The sequence below is a fragment of the Pseudomonas fluorescens genome (genome assembly GCF_040448305.1).
Classification (GTDB): domain Bacteria; phylum Pseudomonadota; class Gammaproteobacteria; order Pseudomonadales; family Pseudomonadaceae; genus Aquipseudomonas; species Aquipseudomonas fluorescens_BH.
Genome location: NZ_CP148752.1, coordinates 6,300,336 through 6,319,793, shown reverse-complemented (window position 1 = coordinate 6,319,793; position 19,458 = coordinate 6,300,336). Strand labels below are relative to the sequence as shown.

General features: G+C 61.1%; 13 protein-coding genes. 2 read left to right on the top strand and 11 right to left on the bottom strand.

Annotated features, from left to right (window positions below; translation table 11 throughout):
• Positions 1-178 precede the first annotated feature (178 nt).
• The gene (locus WHX55_RS28845; RefSeq protein WP_150759061.1) at positions 179-916 is read left to right on the top strand and encodes a transporter substrate-binding domain-containing protein; all 738 of its coding nucleotides are present in this window, start codon (positions 179-181) and stop codon (positions 914-916) included.
• 156 nt (positions 917-1,072) lie between these two features.
• Here the strand turns inward: WHX55_RS28845 and yccS are convergent, their stop codons facing one another.
• The 9 genes from yccS to betI form a co-directional block, all read right to left on the bottom strand.
• Positions 1,073-3,256, bottom strand: a complete 2,184-nt coding sequence (gene yccS / locus WHX55_RS28840; RefSeq protein ID WP_150725105.1) for a YccS family putative transporter — start codon at positions 3,254-3,256, stop codon at positions 1,073-1,075.
• Positions 3,257-3,476: 220 nt separating this feature from the next.
• Positions 3,477-4,655, bottom strand: coding sequence for an NAD(P)/FAD-dependent oxidoreductase (locus tag WHX55_RS28835; RefSeq protein ID WP_353741721.1), 1,179 nt, complete (start codon positions 4,653-4,655; stop codon positions 3,477-3,479).
• A 152-nt stretch (positions 4,656-4,807) separates the two neighbouring features.
• Complete coding sequence (gene dbpA / locus WHX55_RS28830) at positions 4,808-6,145, bottom strand: ATP-dependent RNA helicase DbpA (RefSeq protein ID WP_256589093.1); 1,338 nt, start codon at positions 6,143-6,145, stop codon at positions 4,808-4,810.
• Between the two features lie 105 nt (positions 6,146-6,250).
• Positions 6,251-7,678 carry a multidrug transporter subunit MdtD gene (gene mdtD, locus WHX55_RS28825; RefSeq protein WP_150756672.1) on the bottom strand — a complete coding sequence of 476 codons (1,428 nt, stop codon included), beginning with the start codon at positions 7,676-7,678 and terminating at the stop codon, positions 6,251-6,253.
• A gap of 170 nt (positions 7,679-7,848) precedes the next feature.
• On the bottom strand, positions 7,849-9,186 hold the full coding sequence (locus WHX55_RS28820) for a TldD/PmbA family protein (protein ID WP_353741720.1): 1,338 nt from the start codon (positions 9,184-9,186) through the stop codon (positions 7,849-7,851).
• Positions 9,186-10,628 carry a TldD/PmbA family protein gene (locus WHX55_RS28815; protein ID WP_150725109.1) on the bottom strand — a complete coding sequence of 481 codons (1,443 nt, stop codon included), beginning with the start codon at positions 10,626-10,628 and terminating at the stop codon, positions 9,186-9,188. Before WHX55_RS28815 ends, WHX55_RS28820 begins: the two co-directional genes overlap by 1 nt.
• 265 nt (positions 10,629-10,893) lie before the next feature.
• Positions 10,894-12,594 (bottom strand): choline dehydrogenase, encoded by a 1,701-nt coding sequence (betA, locus tag WHX55_RS28810; RefSeq protein WP_150725110.1) that lies wholly within the window; start codon positions 12,592-12,594, stop codon positions 10,894-10,896.
• A 151-nt stretch (positions 12,595-12,745) separates the two neighbouring features.
• Complete coding sequence (gene betB, locus WHX55_RS28805; protein WP_057712979.1) at positions 12,746-14,218, bottom strand: betaine-aldehyde dehydrogenase; 1,473 nt, start codon at positions 14,216-14,218, stop codon at positions 12,746-12,748.
• A 64-nt stretch (positions 14,219-14,282) separates the two neighbouring features.
• Complete coding sequence (gene betI / locus WHX55_RS28800; RefSeq protein WP_150725112.1) at positions 14,283-14,876, bottom strand: transcriptional regulator BetI; 594 nt, start codon at positions 14,874-14,876, stop codon at positions 14,283-14,285.
• 381 nt (positions 14,877-15,257) lie between these two features.
• Here betI and WHX55_RS28795 point away from each other — a divergent pair, with 381 nt between their 5' ends.
• Positions 15,258-17,213, top strand: coding sequence for a BCCT family transporter (locus WHX55_RS28795; RefSeq protein ID WP_224789678.1), 1,956 nt, complete (start codon positions 15,258-15,260; stop codon positions 17,211-17,213).
• 152 nt (positions 17,214-17,365) lie between these two features.
• Here WHX55_RS28795 and choV read toward each other — a convergent pair whose 3' ends face one another.
• Both choV and choW read right to left on the bottom strand, forming a co-directional pair.
• Positions 17,366-18,544 (bottom strand): choline ABC transporter ATP-binding protein, encoded by a 1,179-nt coding sequence (choV, locus tag WHX55_RS28790; protein WP_150756185.1) that lies wholly within the window; start codon positions 18,542-18,544, stop codon positions 17,366-17,368.
• Complete coding sequence (choW, locus tag WHX55_RS28785) at positions 18,541-19,386, bottom strand: choline ABC transporter permease subunit (RefSeq protein WP_150756184.1); 846 nt, start codon at positions 19,384-19,386, stop codon at positions 18,541-18,543. Before choW ends, choV begins: the two co-directional genes overlap by 4 nt.
• Between the last annotated feature and the right edge of the window lie 72 nt (positions 19,387-19,458).

Sequence of the window (19,458 nt, the reverse complement as noted above, 5' to 3'; positions counted from 1 at the left end):
AGGCCAAAATGCCATCATTCATTTCTCGCGCGGATGTCTTCTTTGTGTAATCTGGATCGAAGCGCTGTGCTGTGGCGTCGATGAGCTAATGTTGAGTACCCGGGTCTTGCCGGTACAGGGGCCTTGGGGTTTTGGCTGAAAACACGTCGGGCAACCTGCCCGCTAAGGATTTCCTGGCATGCCGCGATTGCATCGAGCTTTTGCCTTGATTGGATTGCTGTTGCTGGTTCAGGGGGCGGCGGCAGAAAAACTGCGGTTGGTCGCTGATGCCTGGCCACCCTTTACCGACGCCACGCTCGTCAACGGTGGGTTGGCCACAGACATTGTCAGTACCGCGCTCGCCAGGGCCGGTTATGCCAGTGATTTCGAGCAGGTGCCCTGGGCACGGGCCTTGATGGGGTTGGGTGAGGGCCGATACGACGTGCTGGTCAACGCCTGGTATACCGAGGAGCGAACCAGGCTTGGCCAGTTCTCCGGCGAGTACCTGCTCAATCGCGTGCGCTTTCTCAAGCGCAAAGACGCGCCCATCGAATTCAATAACCTGCAGCAATTGCACACTTATCCGATCGCCATCGTACGTGGATACGCCTATTCGCCTCCGTTCGACAACGACGAGTCGTTGCAGAAAATCCCTGTGCACAGCTTTGCCATGGCGGTGCGCATGCTCGCGGCCGATCGGGTCAAGCTGACGCTGGAAGATGAGTTCGTCGCCCGCTACTACCTGGCTCGTGAGTCGCCCAAGGTGCGAAACGCCGTGGAGTTCCTGCCCAAGCCATTAAGCGAGAACAGCCTGCATATCATGGTCAGCCTGAAGAATCCTGAGCATGCACGGATCGTTGCCGGTTTCGACCGCGAGATCGCGGCGATGAAGGCGGACGGGAGTTATGACAAGTTGATGAGGCAGCATGGGATGTAAGTGAGTTGATCCAGATACTGTGCTGTTGCTGATAACCTCATCGCGAGCAGGCTCGCTCCCACAGTAGATCTTCAGTCGACACAAGTTTTATGAACACCAGAGCCCCCTGTGGGAGCGAGCCTGCTCGCGATGAGGCCCGCCCAGACACCACAAATCTCAATCCTCGCTGGTGTCCTTGATGAGATGCGCCGCCAGCGTCCTCAACGGCCCCAACTGCCGGCAGATCAGCGCCAGTTGTGTCTGCACCAACCGCTGCCCCTCATCGATTTCATCAGGCATCTGTTCCAGTTCATTGGCCAGTGCTTCTTCTTCATCGCTCTGAATCTCGATCGAAGACTTGCTCGCCAGCCCTTGGGCGATCGCGTCGATGCTGGCGGCCAGTTTCACCCCGGCCCCATCGATCAAATGCTCGCGCACGTCCGCCGGAAGTTGGGTTTCCCGGTGCGCGCCCAGGCCCGACAGGTAACTGAGCAACGTGTGCGACAGCACCAGGAAGCGGAAGCCCACATCCGCTTCCTTACGAAAGTGTCCCGGCTCCATCAGCATGTTGGCCAGTGTGGTCGACAGCGCCGCATCGGCGTTGTGCGCGTTGCGGCGGGCCAGGCGGTAAGCCAGGTCGTCGCTTTTGCCCGCCGCGTATTGCTGCATGATCTGGCGCAAGTAAATGCTGTTGCAGGCCAGGGTATTGGCCAGCACTTTGTTCAGGCGTCGGCCCTGCCAGTCCGGGAGGAACAGGAACACCGCCAGCCCGGCGATCAGGCTGCCGAGCAAGGTATCGAACAGCCGTGGCAGGAACAGCCCGTAACCGTCACCCACCTGGTTGAAGCAGAACAGCACCATCAGGGTGATTGCAGCCGTCGCCAGGGTGTAGCGGGTGGTGCGGTTGGTAAAGAACACCACCCCGGCGGCAATGGCGAAACACGATTGGATCAGCGGGTTCGGGAACAGGTCGAACAGCGCCCAGGCCAAGGTCAGGCCGATGGCGGTGCCGATGATCCGTTGACCGAGTTTGCGGCGAGTGGCGCCGTAGTTCGGTTGGCAGACGAACAGCGTAGTGAGGATGATCCAGTAGCCTTGGGACGGATGAATCAAATGCACCATGGCGTAGCCGATGCTCAAGGCCAGAGGCAATCGCAGGGCATGGCGGAACAGCAGCGAGGTCGGCGTCAGCTGCGTGCGCAAGCGCAGCCACACGTCCTTGAGGCTGCGCGGCGAACGGTCGAGCAGGCTGCTGTCGGTGGCGTCGGCCAGGGCGTCGGGGTTACTGGCATCGCTGAGCAGGCGGTCGAGAGTACCGAGGTTGGCCGCCAGTGCCCGCAGTGAACGCAGCAAGCCGCGCCAGGCCGGGTTGCTCTGGATGCGCAGGTGTTCGAGGGAGGCATCCAGGTCGCTCAGGGCCTCGGCGAAACTGGCGTCATAGGTGAACGGCTGGCGCATCTGGATCGATTCGGCCAGGGCCCGGCAGGCCTTGCCTTGCTGACGCAACAGGCGTTGGCAGCGGAACAGTACGTCGCTGTGAAAGAAGGCGTCGGCCAGGGCGTTGTAAGGGTAGTGCGAAGAACTGGCGCGTTCGTGGATGTCCTGGGCGAGGAAGTACAGCTTGAGGTAGCGGCTGACTTTCGACCCCGGGCGACCGTTGCCGACCCGGTGCAGGATGATCTCCTTGGCGGCGTTCAGTGCCGCCACCACCCGACCGTTCTGCTGGGCCAGTTCCAGGCGCCGCGCCTCCACGTCCATCTGCCGGATCGGCTCGAACAGCGAGGATTTCAGCTTCAGGTAAAAGCCCAGCTCACGGAACAACCGCGCCAGGCTCTGCTGCACCGGCTGATTGGAAAACAGCGCCTGCCACAGCACCGACAGCAAGCCGTACCAGGCAGCACCGGCCACCAGCAGCAACGGCTCGTGCCAGACGTCGCTGACCGCACCGCCACGCTGGTCCACGCCGATCATGGTGTAGACCGACAGAATCAGCGTCGCCGAGGCAATCGCGCCATAGCGTTCGCCGAGGGCGCCGAGCATGGTCAGGCAGAACGCGGCCAGGGCGAAGGCGATGATAAACAGCGAGGGGTAGGGGAAGAGCAGTTCGACAGACAGGGCGGCAACCGCGAAACACACCAGCGTCACGGCCAGCGCGTTGATACGGCCCTGCCAGCTGTCGTCGGTTTCTGCCAGGGCACTGGCGATAATCCCCAGGAACAACGGGATCAGCAGGCCCATTTCATCCTGATACCAACACAGCGCCATGGTGCCGGTCAGGGCAATGAATACCCGCACGCTGTAGCTGAATTTATCCAGCGCCCAAAGGCGACGCAGAGACTGGCGGAACGAAGTCGATGACATGAAATGCGAAGGCCTTCCGAGGCAATGACGCTAAATTGAGCCACTAATGACGCCGACGCAATGGCGTCGATCACATCAGACAGCAAAATCTGTTCCTTGATACCACGCGTATTCAATGTAGGAGCGAGCCTGCTCGCGATGAGGCCGGTACATTCAATATTGATGTCGACTGTTAGACCGCTATCGCGAGCAGGCTCGCTCCTACAGGTTTTGGGTTGGATCAGACGTACTGCGCAGCCGCGTAGCCCGAAGCCCACGCCCACTGGAAATTGAACCCGCCCAGATGCCCGGTCACGTCCAGCACTTCACCGATGAAGTACAACCCCGGGCTTTTCAGCGATTCCATGGTCTTGGACGACACTTCATTGGTGTTGACGCCGCCCAGGGTCACCTCGGCGGTGCGATAGCCTTCGGTGCCGGCGGGCACGACTTTCCAGCTCGCCAGTTTTTCCGCGATATCGGCCAGTTCCGCGTGGGTGTACTGCTTCATCGGTTTGGAGACGAACCAGTTGTCCGCCAGCAGGTTGGCCATCTTCTTGGTGAAGATTTCACCGAGCAGGGTTTTCAGCTCGCTGTTGGGGCGTTCGGCTTGTTGCTGTTGCAGCCAGCCCGGCACGTCGTGATCCGGCAACAGGTTGATCTCCACGGTATCGCCGGACTCCCAGAACGACGAAATCTGCAAAATCGCCGGGCCGCTGAGGCCGCGGTGGGTGAACAGGATGTTCTCGCGGAAGCTCTGGTCGTTGCAGCTCACCAGGCAATCCACCGATGTACCGGACAGCTCAGTGCACAAGGCCTTGAGCTGATCGGTGATGGTGAACGGCACCAGGCCGGCGCGGGTCGGCAGCAGCTCGTGGCCGAACTGTTTGGCCACCTGGTAACCGAAACCGGTGGCGCCCAGGGTCGGGATCGACAGGCCGCCGGTGGCGATCACCAGGGATTCGCAGGTGATTTGGTCGAGCGTGGTGTCCAGCAGGTAGCCGCTTTCGAGCTTCTCGATGGTCTGGATCGAGGTGTCCAGGTGCAGGCTGACGCCGACCTGATCGCACTCGTTGAGCAGCATCTCAAGGATGTCGCTGGATTTGTTATCGCAGAACAACTGGCCGAGTTTTTTCTCGTGGTACGGCACGCCGTGCTTGGCCACCATGCCGATGAAATCCCACTGGGTGTAGCGGGCCAGGGCGGATTTGCAGAAGTGCGCGTTCTGCGAGAGAAAATTGCCCGGTTCTGTGTACATGTTGGTGAAATTGCAGCGGCCACCGCCCGACATCAGGATTTTCTTGCCGGCCTTGTTGGCATGGTCGAGCAACAACACCTTGCGCCCGCGCCCGGCGGCGGTCAGTGCACACATCAACCCTGCGGCGCCAGCGCCAATGATCACGACTTCGGTAGAGCGCAAAACGGTGTCCTCTTAGTGTTCCACCACAAAACAAACTGTGGGAGCGAGCCTGCTCGCGATGGGGCTGCACATTCAACATAGATGTTGTTTGACAGTCCGCTATCGCGAGCAGGCTCGCTCCCACAGGGGATCTTCTTCGGGTCGAAGATCGCTTACAAAATACGTACGCGCAACGAACGGCCCTTGATCTTGCCGTCGTTCAAACGCTGCAAGGCCTGCTTGGCGACGCCGCGCTCCACGGCCACATAGGCCTGGAAGTCGAAAATCGCGATCTTGCCGACCTGGGCACCGGGGATGCCGGCGTCACCGGTCAGTGCGCCAAGAATGTCGCCCGGACGAACCTTGTCCTTACGGCCGGCAGCGATGCACAGGGTGCTCATCTGCGGCAACAGCGGGCCACCACCCTTGGAGGTGAGGTTGTCCACCTGATCCCAGGTCAATGGTGTTTTCTGCAATTGCTCGATGGCCTGGGCGCGCTGTGCTTCGGACGGCGCCACCAGGCTGATCGCAAGGCCTTTCTCACCGGCGCGGCCAGTACGGCCGACGCGGTGGATGTGGATTTCCGAATCACGGGCCAGTTCGACGTTGATCACCATGTCCAGGGAATCGATATCGAGGCCGCGTGCTGCGACGTCGGTCGCTACCAGCACCGAAGTACTGCGGTTGGCGAACATCGCCAGCACCTGGTCGCGGTCACGCTGTTCCAGATCGCCATGCAGGCCGACGGCGGAAATGCCTTTGGCGGTCAGGTGGTCGACGGTTTCCTGAACCTGCTGCTTGGTGTAGCAGAAGGCCACGCAGGAGGCCGGGCGGAAGTGGCCAAGAACCTTGGTCACCGCACTCATGCGGTCATCCGGGGAAATCTCGTAGAAGCGCTGCTCGATCTGCGTGTCGTCGTGGAACGCCTCGGCCTTCACCTGCTGCGGGTTGCGCATGAACTTCGAGGCCAACTGCTTGATGCCTACCGGGTAGGTGGCGGAGAACAGCAGGGTCTGGCGACGCTCCGGGGCCTGCATGATGATTTCTTCGATGGAATCGTAGAAACCCATGTCGAGCATGCGGTCGGCTTCGTCGAGGATCAGGGTGTTCAGGCCGTGGAGCACCAGCGAACCCTTGCGCAGGTGCTGCTGGATGCGCCCTGGGGTGCCGACGATGATGTGCGCGCCGTGTTCCAGCGAAGCGATCTGCGGGCCGAGGGACACGCCGCCGCACAAGGTCAGGACCTTGATGTTGTCTTCGGCACGGGCCAGGCGACGGATTTCCTTGGCGACTTGGTCGGCCAGCTCGCGGGTCGGGCACAGGATCAGCGCCTGGCAACCGAAGTAACGCGGATTGATCGGGTTCAGCAGGCCGATGCCGAAGGCCGCGGTCTTGCCGCTACCGGTCTTGGCCTGGGCGATCAGGTCCATCCCCTTGAGGATCACCGGCAAGCTTTGCGCCTGGATCGGCGTCATCTGGGCATAACCGAGGGAGTCGAGGTTAGCCAGCATGGCGGCGGACAGCGGCAAAGTATTAAATTCGGTGGCGATGGTGGTCACGGGACTGGCCTGCAAAACAAAATGTCGCGCAGTGTACCAGTCCGGTGGCCATTCGCCCTAAGGCTCTATGTGTTCTTCCGGACGCTTAACTCGCCGTCCGTCATTTTTTGACAGTTGCGAGAAGATCGTAGCGGCCAGCATCGCCATGATTCCTACGGTCACGAAGGTCAATTGGAATGCCCCCAAAACAGTGTCCACGCCATCATTGCCAATCTCCGCTGTAAAGCCACCGAGCAATGCCCCCGCGCACGCAACCCCCAGACTCAGGGACAATTGCGCGACCACCGACAGCAGGCTGTTGCCGCTGCTGGCGCTGGCATCGTCGAGGTCGATCAGGGTCACGGTGTTCATCGCGGTGAACTGCAAGGAGTTGATCGCGCCAAGGATCGCCAGCAGACACAGCAGTAGCCAGTACGGCGTCTGCTCGCTGACCAGGCCCATGCTCGCCAGCATGATCCCCAGCGCCAGGGTATTGCCGGTGAGCACGATGCGGTAACCCAGACGCTCGATCAGCGGCCGCGCCACCCACTTGGCGATCATCGCCGCTGCCGCCAGTGGCAGCATGCTCATCCCGGCCTGGGACGGCGAATAGCCCAGCGCCACTTGCAGCAGCAATGGCACCAGAAAGGGCAGGGCGCCGCTGCCGAGGCGGGCGAACAGGTTGCCGAGAATGCCCACGGCAAAGGTCCGGGTCTTGAACAGCGACGGCGCGAACAACGGGTTCTCGATATGCCCGGCGCGCAGCCAGTACGCCGCCAGACACGCCATGCCGCCGAACAGCAGCAACATCACCCGCAGGTGCGGCAGGTGCAGTTCCCCCAGGCCTTCCATGGCAATGGTGATCAGAATCATCGCCGCGCCGAACAGCACGAAACCCAGGCTATCGAAGCGCGTGCGCTCGGAACCGCGCAGGTCGGGGATGAATTTCCACACGGCGTAGCAACCGACCAGCCCCACCGGCAGGTTGATCAGGAAGATCCAGTGCCAGGTCAGGTATTGCACCATCCAGCCGCCCATCGTTGGGCCGATCAAGGGGCCAAGCAGCCCGGGAATGGTGATGAAGCCCATGATCCGCACCAGTTCCGAGCGCGGATAGGCACGCAACACCACCAGCCGCCCGACCGGCAACATCAACGCCCCGCCCAGGCCTTGAATCACCCGGGCGCCGATCAACTGGGTCAGGCTGGTCGACAATGCGCAGAGCAGCGAGCCGAGGCTGAACAGCAGAATCGCACTGAAGAAGATCTTCCTGGTGCCGAAGCGATCGGCGATCCAGCCGGACGCGGGAATCAGCAAGGCGACGGTGAGCATGTAGGCGATGATCACGCCCTGCATGCGCAATGGATCTTCGGCTAGGTCCCGGGCCATGGCGGGCAGGGCGGTGTTGAGGATCGTCCCGTCGAGGGACTGCATGAAGAAGGCAATGGCGACAACCCAGGGAATCCAGCGGGCGGTGATAGCGTCGAGAGGTGGGCGGTTGGGCATGGGACCTCTTGTTGTCGGGGGTTAATGCACATCCAATGTGGAACTCGATCAATGTGGGAGCGAGCTTGCTCGCGATAGCGGTAAATCACTCGACATGAATGTTGAATGAATTGGCCTCATCGCGAGCAAGCTCGCTCCCACAGGGTTCCCTGTGTGCCAAGAGATGGTGTTTACAGTGTCAGAGTCAATCGGCGGACCAACGCCCCCGGCAACAACGCCGAAGCCGTCGCCCGCTGGCTGTAAGTGCTCGCCGACAACAGCAACTCCCGCTCCTCGGTCAACGCTTCCAGTTGCGAACCGAGCAGGCTGAAAGCGCTGTCATCAAAACGCATGGTGCTGACCGGTGCCTGGATCTCGCCGTTCTCGACCCAGAACGTGGCAAACCGGGTCATGCCGGTCAGGCGTGCGGCCGGTTGGTCCGAGAAGTTCAGGTACCACAGGTTGCTGATGTACAACCCCGTGCCCAGTTGCTTGAGGATGTCCGCGTCAGGCAATGCCCCGGCTTTCATATTCAGCGCGCTCGGTGATTCACCGCCGCTGGCGCCATTGGCGGTCAAGCCGTATTCGGCGGCGCTGCGCGAGCTGACCAGTCGTGCCCCGGCCTTGCCGTCGACGATCAACCCCAGATCGCTGCGCGGATAACCTTCATCGGAAAACGCCGGACTCAGCGAACCGCTGACTTTTTCATCCAGCGAGACCAGCGGGCTGAACGCGCTGTCGCCACCGTAGAGCTTTTGCAGCGGGCTGCTTTTGCTGGCAATCGACTGTGCCGAGAAACCACCCCAGCACAGCATGCCGATGATTTCTTCCAGCGCCGCCGGTGCCAGGTAGGCGCGGTACTGGCCGGGCGGCAAAGTGCGCAGCGGCCGGCCCAGAAACTCAAGCTGCTCGCGAGCTTGCTGGAAGCGTTTGGCAAAGCCTTCGCTGTTCCAGTCGTGCCCGGCGTAGCTGGCTTTCACGGCCTGGCCGTTCTCGTGGAACAGGCTGAAGTCGAAGTTGAAGCTGTTGGCCTGATGCCAGCCGAAGGCGCCCGAAGAGCTGGCAAAGCCACGACTGATCGGGCCGGCAGCGTAGAAACCGACAAGATCCAGGCCTTCGGCGGCCTGGGTGATTTGCGCGACCACCTCTTCAGTGTCCGGCAGCGGATGCGACTGCACGTTGTTGCTCTGCCAGCCATTGTGGTTGAGCAGCAAATAAGGATCCTGAGGCAGCAGCGGCAAGGTTTCCCGCAGCTGTTGCAGGCCTTCGGTCAAACGTCGCAGATCAACCTGGGGATCGCCGGCCAGGGTAATGTTCAGGTCGGCATGCCGGCCTTCGTTGATCAGTTTCAGGCCGATGCTCGCCTGCTGCACCTGACCGGCCTGACGCACCTTGGCATGGTTGAAACGTACGAAGGCCGACGATTCTGCGGCGTAGCTGAGGGTGAACTGCTCGGGCTCGCGCAGGGCTTCACGCAGGCTGTTGACCAGCGCCTTGAACGACGCGGACTGGCTGTTTGAAGGATTCATCAGGCGTCTCCTCCGAATACATCAACGTTGCTGAACACACAGGCCGGTGATGCGTGGCCGACGCGGATCACCTGGTTCGGTTCGCCCTTGCCGCAGTTCGGTGTGCCGAGGACCTTGAGGGTACTGGCATCGCCGACGGCGCTGAGGCTTTTCCAGAACTGCGCGGAGATGCCCCTGTAATTGGGATTCTTCACCACACCCTTGAGTTCGCCGTTTTCGATCAGTTGGCCCCACTCGCAGCCGAACTGGAATTTGTTGCGGGCATCGTCGATCGACCATGAACGGTTGGTCGACATCAGCACTCCGTGTTCGATACCGCCGATCAGCTGTTCGATGGACTGATCCCCCGGCTCGATATTGAGGTTGGCCATGCGGTCGATCGGCGGGCGGTTCCAGCCACAGGCACGACTGTTGGCGACGCCGTCCATACCGGCACGGAATTGCGACAACGCACCGCCCAGCGGGCGCAGCAACAGGCCTTCACGGATCAGGAACTGTTTGCTGGCGGGCGTGCCGTCGTCGTCATGGCCGTAGCTGGCGAGCTCCTCGGGGATGTCCGGGTCGAAGGTCACGTTGAGCAGGCCGGAGCCGTATTGCAGGCGGCCGAAATCACTGGCTTTGACAAAACTGGTGCCCGCGTAATTGCGCTCGTCGCCGAGGATGCGGTCCAGCTCCAGCGGATGGCCGATGGACTCGTGGATTTGCAGCATCATCTGGTCGGGCATCAGCAGCAGGTCGCGCTTGCCTTGCGGGGTGTTCGGCGCCAGGAGCAATTGCAGGGCCTGATCGGCCACCTGGGCACCGGCACCGATCAGGCCGCAGCGGCTGATGACGTCCGCCGCGCCTTGCTGGCCGAAGTTCTCGCGGCCAAGGCTGCGGGTCTGGCTGTCGTTGCCGTCGTAGGCCGTGACGTCCAGGCCGGGGTACACAAAGCGTTGGGCCTGGCGCAGTTCGGCACCGGCGCTGTTGAGGTAGATCTGCTCGACGTGGGTGATACCGAGGCTGACCTGCCAGTTCACCAGGCGGTCGTCCTTGGGTACGGCGGCGGATTCGGCGCCGAGCAACTGGTAGCAGTCGCTCAGGGACGGGAAGGCTTGGTCGAGGTTGGGTGAAAAGTAATCGGCGCGGTCGCTGGAAACAGCCTGCTCGCGCAGGTCCAGCAAGGCGTGGGGCTTGAGTCGACGGGCCTGGAGTTCGGCGCGTTCGAGGGCGGCTTGCAGGCCTTGTTGCGACAAATCGTTGGTGGCCGCATAGGCCTCGACGCCATTGACCCGCACGGTCAGCATCGCCCCTTCGTCACGGCTCAGGCTCGGCGGTTCGGCGACGTTCTTGCGCACCGACAGGTACTGCCCGGATTCGCGCACATAACGCAGGGAAAAGAATTCAGCACCCGTGCGCAAGGCAGCGAAGCGCTGCTTGAGCTGGGGGTAGAAATCGAACATTCGTGAACCTCCTGAGTATGGAGTGGCGGTGGAGCGGTGCTGCGAGGGGAGGGGTGAAACGATTGCGTGGCGCTAGATTAGGCCTGCGAGGGGGGAGGATCAAGGGTGGAGCGGTCTAGAGCGGAGATACTTTGGGAGGGGTGGTGTCTGGTCGGGCCTCATCGCGAGCAGGCTCGCTCCTACATTCAACCGCATTCCCATGAGGGAGCGCGATCAACTGTAGGAGCGAGCCTGCTCGCGAATAGCCGTAACGCGGTGTAACGCCTTAAGCGATCTGGCTCACTTCCCGCACTGGCTTGCCCTTCACCGGCGCTTCACCCGCCACATAGTAAGTGGCAGTGCTGCGCGGCAACGGCTTGCGGCCACGGATCTTGTCGGCGATTTTCTCGGCCATCATGATCGTTGGTGCGTTGAGGTTACCGGTGGTGATGATCGGCATGATCGACGCATCGACCACACGCAGGCCTTGCATGCCATGCACGCGACCTTCGCCATCGACCACGGCCATTTCGTCGGTGCCCATCTTGCACGAGCAGGACGGATGGAACGCGGTTTCGGCGTGCTCGCGGATGAACTTGTCCAGTTGCTCGTCGCTCTGCACATCGATGCCCGGGCTGATCTCGCGACCACGGAAGGCATCCAGTGCAGGTTGCTGCATGATTTCACGGGTCAGGCGGATGCCGTCGCGGAATTCCTGCCAGTCCTGCTCGGTGGCCATGTAGTTGAACAGGATGCTCGGGTGCTGGCGCGGGTCTTTGGACTTGGCCTGGATGCGCCCGCGGCTTGGCGAGCGCATGGAGCCCATGTGCGCCTGGAAACCGTGCTCTTTCACACCGTTGCTGCCGTTGTAGTTAATCGCTACCGGCAGGAAGTGGTACTGGATGTTCGGCCATTCGAATTCCGGACGGGTACGGATGAAACCGCCGGCTTCGAACTGGTTGCTGGCGCCGATGCCGGTGCCGTTGAACAGCCACTCGGCACCGATGGCCGGCTGGTTGTGCAGGAGCAGCGAAGGGTACAGCGACACCGGTTGGGTGCAGGCGTATTGCAGGTACAGCTCAAGGTGATCCTGCAGGTTTTCACCGACGCCCGGCAGGTCGTGAACCACCGGAATGTCGAGCTTGTTCAGCAGCTCGGCCGGGCCGACGCCAGAGCGTTGCAGGATCTGCGGCGAAGCGATGGCGCCGGAGCACAGCAGCACTTCCTTGCGTGCCTTGACCTCAACGCGCTCTTCAGCGGAGCCGATCAGGTAACGCACGCCGACCGCACGCTTGCCTTCGAACAGGATCTTGTCGGTCAGGGCGTGGGTGACGATGGTCAGGGTCGAACGCTTCTTGGCCACGTCCAGGTAACCGCGGGCGGTGGAGGCACGACGACCTTTCGGGGTCACGGTGCGGTCCATCGGGCCGAAGCCTTCCTGCTGGTAGCCGTTCAAGTCTTCGGTACGCGGGTAACCGGCCTGTACGCCGGCTTCAACCATGGCATGGAACAGCGGGTTGTTGCCGGCTTTCGGCGTGGTCACGCTGACCGGGCCGTCGCCGCCGTGGTAGTCGTTCGGGCCGATGTCGCGGGTTTCCGCTTTACGGAAATACGGCAGGCAGTCCAGGTACGACCAGTCTTCCAGGCCTGGCAGTTTCGCCCAGCCGTCGTAGTCCATGGCGTTGCCGCGGATGTAGCACATGCCGTTGATCAGCGAGGAACCGCCCAGGCCCTTGCCGCGACCGCATTCCATGCGACGGCCGTCCATGTGTGGCTCAGCATCGGTTTCGTAGGCCCAGTTGTAGCGACGGCCTTGCAGCGGGAACGCCAAAGCGGCCGGCATCTGCGTGCGGAAGTCGAAACGGTAGTCCGGGCCACCCGCTTCGAGCAGCAGGACGGTGACGCCGGCGTCTTCGGTCAGACGGGTCGCCAGGGTGTTACCGGCGGAGCCGGCACCGATGATGATGTAGTCGAATTCTTGGGACATTGAATGCACCCTCTTTGATGTTGGTCAGGTCAGGCCTGGCGAGTGCTGCGCACTCGATTCGCGAGCAGGCTCGCTCCCACAATGGAATGAGGTCTCCTGTGGGAGCGAGCCTGCTCGCGATGACGGCCTCGCAGGCGAAGCGGATATCGCCTTAGAACACCGAGACGTAATCGCCCAGCTCGACCTGTACCGATTTGATGCGGGTGAAGTTGTTCAGCGAGCTGATCCCGTTCTCACGGCCGACACCCGACTGCTTGTAGCCGCCAACCGGCATCTTCGCGTCGGACTCGCCCCAGGCGTTGATCCAGCAGATACCGGCTTCCAGCTGATGAATCACGCGGTGCGCGCGGTTCAGATCCTTGGTGACGATACCGGCGGCCAGGCCGAAGTCGGTGTCGTTGGCGCGGCGGATCACTTCTTCCTCGGTTTCGTAGGACAGGATCGCCATCACCGGGCCAAAGATTTCTTCACGGACGATGGTCATGTCGTCGGTGCAGTCGGTGAACACTGTCGGCGCTACGAACGCACCCTTGGCGAATTCGCCGTCGGTCAGGCGCTCACCGCCGCACAGCAGGCGGGCACCTTCTTCCTTGCCCTTGGCGATGTAGCCCAGCACGCTTTCCATGTGCGCAAAGCTGACCAGCGGACCGAAGTTGGTGTTTTCGTCTTCCGGGTTGCCGATGCGGATGCGTGCAACGCGTTCGGCGATCTTGGCTTCGAAAGCGGCTTTCAGGTGGGCCGGAACGAACACACGAGTGCCGTTGGTGCAAACCTGCCCGGAGCTGTAGAAGTTGGCCATCATCGCGGTGTCGGCAGCGCGATCGAGGTCGGCGTCGTCGCAGATGATCAGCGGCGATTTGCCGCCCAGTTCCATGGTCACGTCCTTGAGCGAAGAGCTCGAAGCGCTGGCCATGACTTTCTTGCCGGTGTCGGTGCCGCCGGTGAACGAGACTTTCTCGATGCGCGGGTGTTCGGTCAGCCAGGTGCCGACTTCACGGCCGCTGCCGGTCAGGACGTTGAACACACCGTTTGGCACGCCGGCTTCGGTGTAGATCTCGGCCAGTTTCAGGGTGGTCAGCGAGGTGACTTCGCTTGGCTTGAAGATCATCGCGTTACCGGCCGCCAGGGCTGGTGCGGATTTCCATAGGGCGATCTGGATCGGGTAGTTCCACGCGCCGATACCGGCCACGACGCCCAGCGGCTCGCGACGGGTGTAGACGAACGAAGTGGTGCGCAGCGGAATCTGCTCGCCTTCGATGGCCGGTACCAGGCCTGCGTAGTACTCCAGCACGTCGGCACCGGTAACGATGTCTACGTAGCGGGTTTCGGAGTAGGCCTTGCCGGTGTCCAGGGTTTCCAGGGCGGCCAGTTCGTCGTTGCGCTCACGCAGGATTTCCACGGCGCGACGCAGGATGCGCGAACGCTCCATGGCGGTCATGGCGGCCCAGATCTTCTGGCCCTTTTCGGCGCTGACGACGGCGCGTTCGACGTCTTCCTTGGTCGCACGTTGCACTTTTGCGAGGACTTCACCGTTAGCCGGGTTGATGGCTTCGAAAGTGGCGTCGCTGCTGGCGTCGCTGTACGCGCCATCGATGTAGAGTTTTTGCAGTTCGAAACGGGCCATAAAGTCCTCGCAAGTGCATTAAGTGGTTGGCGCGGTTCGTGGGTTGAGCGTTTCTATGTGTGCTCTAACTCACCCGCTTGGCCAGTTGGAAATCCATGTATTCGTAAGCAATCTGGTGCGCTTGCCCGGTGTCGAAAGCATCTCCCGACAGCGCGCCGCGCAACCACAAACCGTCAATCAATGCGGCCAGGCCCCGGGCGGCGCTGCGCGCGTCATCGAGCGGCAGCACACGGCGGAACTGACAGCACAGGTTGGAATACAGACGGTGATCGTTGATCCGCTGCAACCTGTGCAAAGACGGGTGGTGCATGCTGGTGGCCCAGAAGGCCAGCCAGGTTTTCATTGCCGGGCCATTGACCTGGCTGGCGTCGAAGTTGCCTTCGATAATCACCTGCAGATGCGCCCGGGGGCTTTCATCTTTCAGCGCCTGACGGCGCAGGGTGACGTTCTCGCTCAGGACACTCATCAGGTACTGCGCCGTGGCAGCGATCAGGCCGTTCTTGTCCTGAAAGTAGTGACTGATGATGCCATTCGAGACACCGGCCAAACGGGCGATCAGCGCAATGCTGGCGTCCCCCATTCCGACCTGATCGACGGCCTGCAAAGTGGCTTCGATCAATTGCTGGCGACGGATGGGTTGCATACCGACCTTGGGCATCTTGCACATCTCCTTAGGCCTTCCGGTGGACGTGGAACGGCTACCGGGTTGAAGGCCAGTCTATTTTGTTTTGATTGAACGTTCAATCAACAAAGAATAAGATCTGCGACAAATCGTCGCTGCCTACAGATTTTTCCTACATGTAGCGGCGGAAAAAACGACTTCCGAAACTGCTCGAAACCTACGCGCTGCGGCGCTCCAGGGGTTTCGGGCTTTTTTCGGGCTGTCTTTATATCACCCGCCGGTCGGCTGCCCACTAACCGATTGGTCGGGTAACTCGTTTGCCTTGCGTTCTTCTCTCGCACTGCCCGGAGCATCTGTGCCATGAGTTCTGCCTCGCTAATAAAGACCCCACCCGAGAAGGTGACGGTCAACGGTTGGGTGTTCTACACCTCTACCGCGTTGATTCTGTTGTTGACCGCCATTCTGATCATCGCCCCGCAAGAGGCCGGCAGAATGCTGGGTACGGCGCAAGCCTGGTTGTCCCGCAGCTTCGGCTGGTACTACATGGTGGTGATTGCCGCCTACCTGATTTTTGTCGTCGGCCTGGCGTTTTCGTCCTACGGCAAATTGAAACTGGGCAGCAAGGACGACACCCCGGACTTCAGCTACGGCGCCTGGGCGGGGATGCTGTTCTCGTCGGGTATCGGCATCTCGCTGCTGTACTTCGGCGCGTCCGAGCCGCTGGACCACTACTTCAACCCGCCGGAAGGCGTGGCAGGCAGCAACCTGGCGGCACGACAGGCGGTGCAGCTGACGTTCCTGCACTGGGGCCTGCATGGCTGGGCGATCTATGCGCTGGTGGGGTTGGCCGTGGCGTACTTTGCCTACCGGCATAACCAGCCGCTGGCATTGCGTTCGGCGTTGTATCCGCTGGTGGGCGAGCGTTGGGTCAAGGGCGCGGCCGGGCATGCGGTGGACGGCTTCGGCATGTTCGTGACCTTGCTGGGGCTGGTGACCAACCTGGGGATCGGTTCGCTGCAAGTGTCGTCGGGGCTGGAAAACCTGTTCGGCATGGAACACAGCAACACCAACCTGCTGATCGTGATCATCGTGATGAGCACCGTGGCGACCATCGCTGCCGTGTCGGGCGTGGAAAACGGCATCCGTCGCCTGTCCAACCTCAACATCGTGCTGTTCAGCGGCCTGCTGATTTTCGTCCTGCTGTTCGGCCCGACCCTGCACCTGCTCAACGGCTTCGTACAGAACGTCGGTGACTACCTGAATGGCGTGGTGCTGAAGACTTTCGACCTCTATGTGTACGAAGGCGACAGTGAGAAGTCCGACCGCTGGCTGGGCCTGTGGACCCTGTTCTACTGGGCCTGGTGGATTTCCTGGGCGCCATTCGTGGGCATGTTCATCGCGCGTATTTCCCGTGGTCGCAGCGTGCGCGAACTGGTAGCAGGCGTGCTGCTGATTCCGCTGGGTTTCACCCTGGCGTGGCTGTCGATCTTCGGTAACTCGGCTTTGGACCTGGTGATGAACCATGGGGCGGTGGAACTCGGGAAGACGGCGCTGGAACAGCCGTCCATGGCGATCTACCAGTTGCTTGAGCATTACCCGGCGTCGAAGGTTGTAATCGGCGTGTCGATCTTTGTCGGTTTTGTGCTGTTCCTGACCCCGGCGGACTCCGGCGCGGTGATGATGGCCAACCTTTCGTGCAAGGGTGGCAATGTCGATGAGGATGCGCCGCACTGGCTGCGGATCTTCTGGTCGGCGGTGATCACCCTGGTGACCATCGGCCTGCTGTTCGCCGGCAACTTCGAAGCCATGCAAACCATGGTGGTGCTGGCCGGTCTGCCGTTCTCGGTGGTGCTGGTGTTCTTCATGTTCGGCTTGCACAAGGCCATGCGCCAGGACGTGCAGATCGAACAGGAGCAAGCGGAACTGGCGGCACGCGGTCGCCGTGGTTTCAGCGAGCGCTTGACCCAACTGGACCTGCAACCGAGCCAGTCGGTGGTGCAGCGCTTCATGGACAAGCACGTGAGCCCGGCGCTGGAAGATGCGACGGCGCAAATGCGTGCTCAAGGTCTGCAAGTGCAGACACTGTTGGGCAAGTCCAAGCGTTGTATGGGTGTACGGGTGGAGATGGAAGAGGGCAACCCTTTCGTCTACGAAGTGAGTCTGGACGGCTATCTGGCCACGCCGACCGAGTCGGCGCAGGTCGATGAGGTGCGGGCCGATGAAGCGCGTCAGCGTTTTTATCGTGCCGAGGTGTACCTGCACAACGGCAGCCAAGACTACGACTTGATGGGTTTCACCCAGGATCAGATCACCCGTGACGTGCTCGATCAGTTTGAAAGCCATCGGCAGCTCCTTGGCCGGGTTTATAGCTAAAGTGTGAGTGGCGCGGTGTTTCAGTCAGAAGCACCGCGTCGCATTCTTCGCGAGCCAGCTCGCGAAGGGGCCATCAGCCTCAAAGCTGCATTACCCGATATCCCATAAACAAAAACGCCGCGATCTCTCGCGGCGTTTTTGCATCTGTTGCCTTACCCCAGGTTCTTGCCGAGCAGTGCGTGATACAGCTCGCTGTCGCCAAGGATCCCCACCACCTTGTTGTTATCGTGCAGCACCAGTTTGTTGCCGGTCTGATAACGAATCTGCAACGCGTCGCGCATGCCGATGCTGGAGTCCACCAGAGTCGGCTTGCGTTCCAGGCCTTCAACGGCTTGCCCCGGCATCCAGTTCTGCAGGTCCATGTTCGAACCGTTCTTGCGTGCGCCTTTGATGGTGTTGCCTTCAGCCAGGTCCAGCCACGAATCGCCGCCCGGATCGAGGCATACCGAACCGTTGATGCGTTTGCAGTTGTCCAGGCTGCGCATCAGGCTGCGGCCGCACAGCACGTTCAGCGGGTTGGTGTGGGCTACGAAGGTCCGCACGTAGTCGTCCGCCGGGTTGAGGACGATTTCTTCCGGTTTGCTGTACTGGATGATCCGGCCGTCCTTCATGATCGCGATACGGCTGCCAAGTTTCAGCGCTTCATCAAGGTCGTGGCTCACGAAGACGATGGTCTTGTGCAGCTTGCGTTGCAGTTCCAGCAGTTCGTCTTGCAGGCCCTGGCGGATCAGCGGGTCGAGTGCCGAGAACGGTTCGTCCATCAGCAGAATGTCGGCGTCCATCGCCAGTGCGCGAGCCAGGCCCACGCGTTGTTGCATACCACCGGACAGCTCGTTGGGTTTCTTGTTGCGCCACTGGGTCAGGCCCACCAGCTCAAGCTTGTCATCCACCAGTTTGCGACGTTCTTTCTCGGGACGACCCTGCATCTCCAGGCCGAAGCTGATGTTTTCGCGAACGGTCAACCAGGGCATCAGGGCGAACTTCTGGAACACCATCGCGATGCGCTTGGTGCGCATCATTTTCAGTTCTGCCGGCGTGCACGAGGCAATGTCGATCTGCTTGCCTTCGTGCTCGACGAACAGCTTGCCGCGGCTGACGGTGTTGAGGCCGTTGATGCAGCGCAGCAGGCTGGATTTGCCGGAGCCGGACAGGCCCATCAGTACGCAGATTTCACCTTTTTCGACATCCAGGCTGGCCTTTTCGACCCCCACGATCTGCCCGGTCTTTTTCAGGATCTCGTTACGGGTCATGCCTTGATCCAGCAGCTTGAGCGCCTCGCGTGGATCCTTGGAGAAGATAACGTCAACGTTCTCGAAGCGAATAATGCTCATGCGTCACCCCCTACTTTGGCGTCGGGTTGTTTGCAGATACGGTCGAGCATGATCGCCAGCAGTACGATCGCCAGGCCTGCTTCGAAGCCCAAGGCGATATCAGCAGTGTTCAGTGCGTTGACCACCGGTTTGCCCAGGCCATCGGCGCCCACCAGTGCCGCAATCACCACCATCGATAGGGACAGCATGATGCACTGGGTGATACCGGCCGCGATGCTTGGCATGGCGTGGGGCAGTTCGATTCGCGAGAGCAGCTGACGTCGCGAGCAGCCAAAGGCCTTGCCAGCGTCCATCAATTCTTCCGGAACATCGCGGATACCCAGGTAGGTCAGGCGGATGGGCGCGGCAATCGCGAACACCACCGTGGAGATCAGGCCCGGGACCACACCCAGCCCGAAGAGGGTGAGGGTAGGAATGAGGTACACGAAGGTTGGTACGGTCTGCATCAGATCGAGTACCGGACGCATTACAGTATAGAACATCGGCTTGTGCGCGGCGACGATGCCCAGCGGCACGCCGATGACCACGCAGACCAGGGTGGCGAACAGCACCTGGGCGAGGGTTTCCATGGTTTCCTGCCAGTACCCCAGATTGAGGATCAGCAGAAAGGAGGCAACGACAAATGCGGTCAGGCCCCATTTGCGTTGAATGAAGTGTGCCAGTAGTGCGATCAGGCCGATCAATGCCAGCGGGTTGAACCAGGTCAGCGCAAACGTCACGCCGTGGATCATCGTTTCCAGTGTCACGGCGATGGCGTCGAAGGTGTTGGCGCCGTGTTGCGTCAACCATTCAACGAAGCCTGCGATGTACTGGCCTAAGGGTATTTTCTGATCAATCAGCATGGTAGTGAACGTCCGCATGCAAGGTAATTAACAGCCCGGACAGGCGAACCTGCCCGGCATAAACGATGCTCC

Coding starts and splice junctions, on each gene's coding strand:
- WHX55_RS28845 (WP_150759061.1), top strand. CDS start 179: ATGCCGCGATTGCATCGAGCTTTTGCCTTGATTGGATTGCTGTTGCTG.
- yccS (WP_150725105.1), bottom strand. CDS start 3,256: ATGTCATCGACTTCGTTCCGCCAGTCTCTGCGTCGCCTTTGGGCGCTG.
- dbpA (WP_256589093.1), bottom strand. CDS start 6,145: ATGCTGGCTAACCTCGACTCCCTCGGTTATGCCCAGATGACGCCGATC.
- mdtD (WP_150756672.1), bottom strand. CDS start 7,678: ATGCCCAACCGCCCACCTCTCGACGCTATCACCGCCCGCTGGATTCCC.
- WHX55_RS28820 (WP_353741720.1), bottom strand. CDS start 9,186: ATGAATCCTTCAAACAGCCAGTCCGCGTCGTTCAAGGCGCTGGTCAAC.
- WHX55_RS28815 (WP_150725109.1), bottom strand. CDS start 10,628: ATGTTCGATTTCTACCCCCAGCTCAAGCAGCGCTTCGCTGCCTTGCGC.
- betA (WP_150725110.1), bottom strand. CDS start 12,594: ATGTCCCAAGAATTCGACTACATCATCATCGGTGCCGGCTCCGCCGGT.
- betB (WP_057712979.1), bottom strand. CDS start 14,218: ATGGCCCGTTTCGAACTGCAAAAACTCTACATCGATGGCGCGTACAGC.
- betI (WP_150725112.1), bottom strand. CDS start 14,876: ATGCCCAAGGTCGGTATGCAACCCATCCGTCGCCAGCAATTGATCGAA.
- choV (WP_150756185.1), bottom strand. CDS start 18,544: ATGAGCATTATTCGCTTCGAGAACGTTGACGTTATCTTCTCCAAGGAT.
- choW (WP_150756184.1), bottom strand. CDS start 19,386: ATGCTGATTGATCAGAAAATACCCTTAGGCCAGTACATCGCAGGCTTC.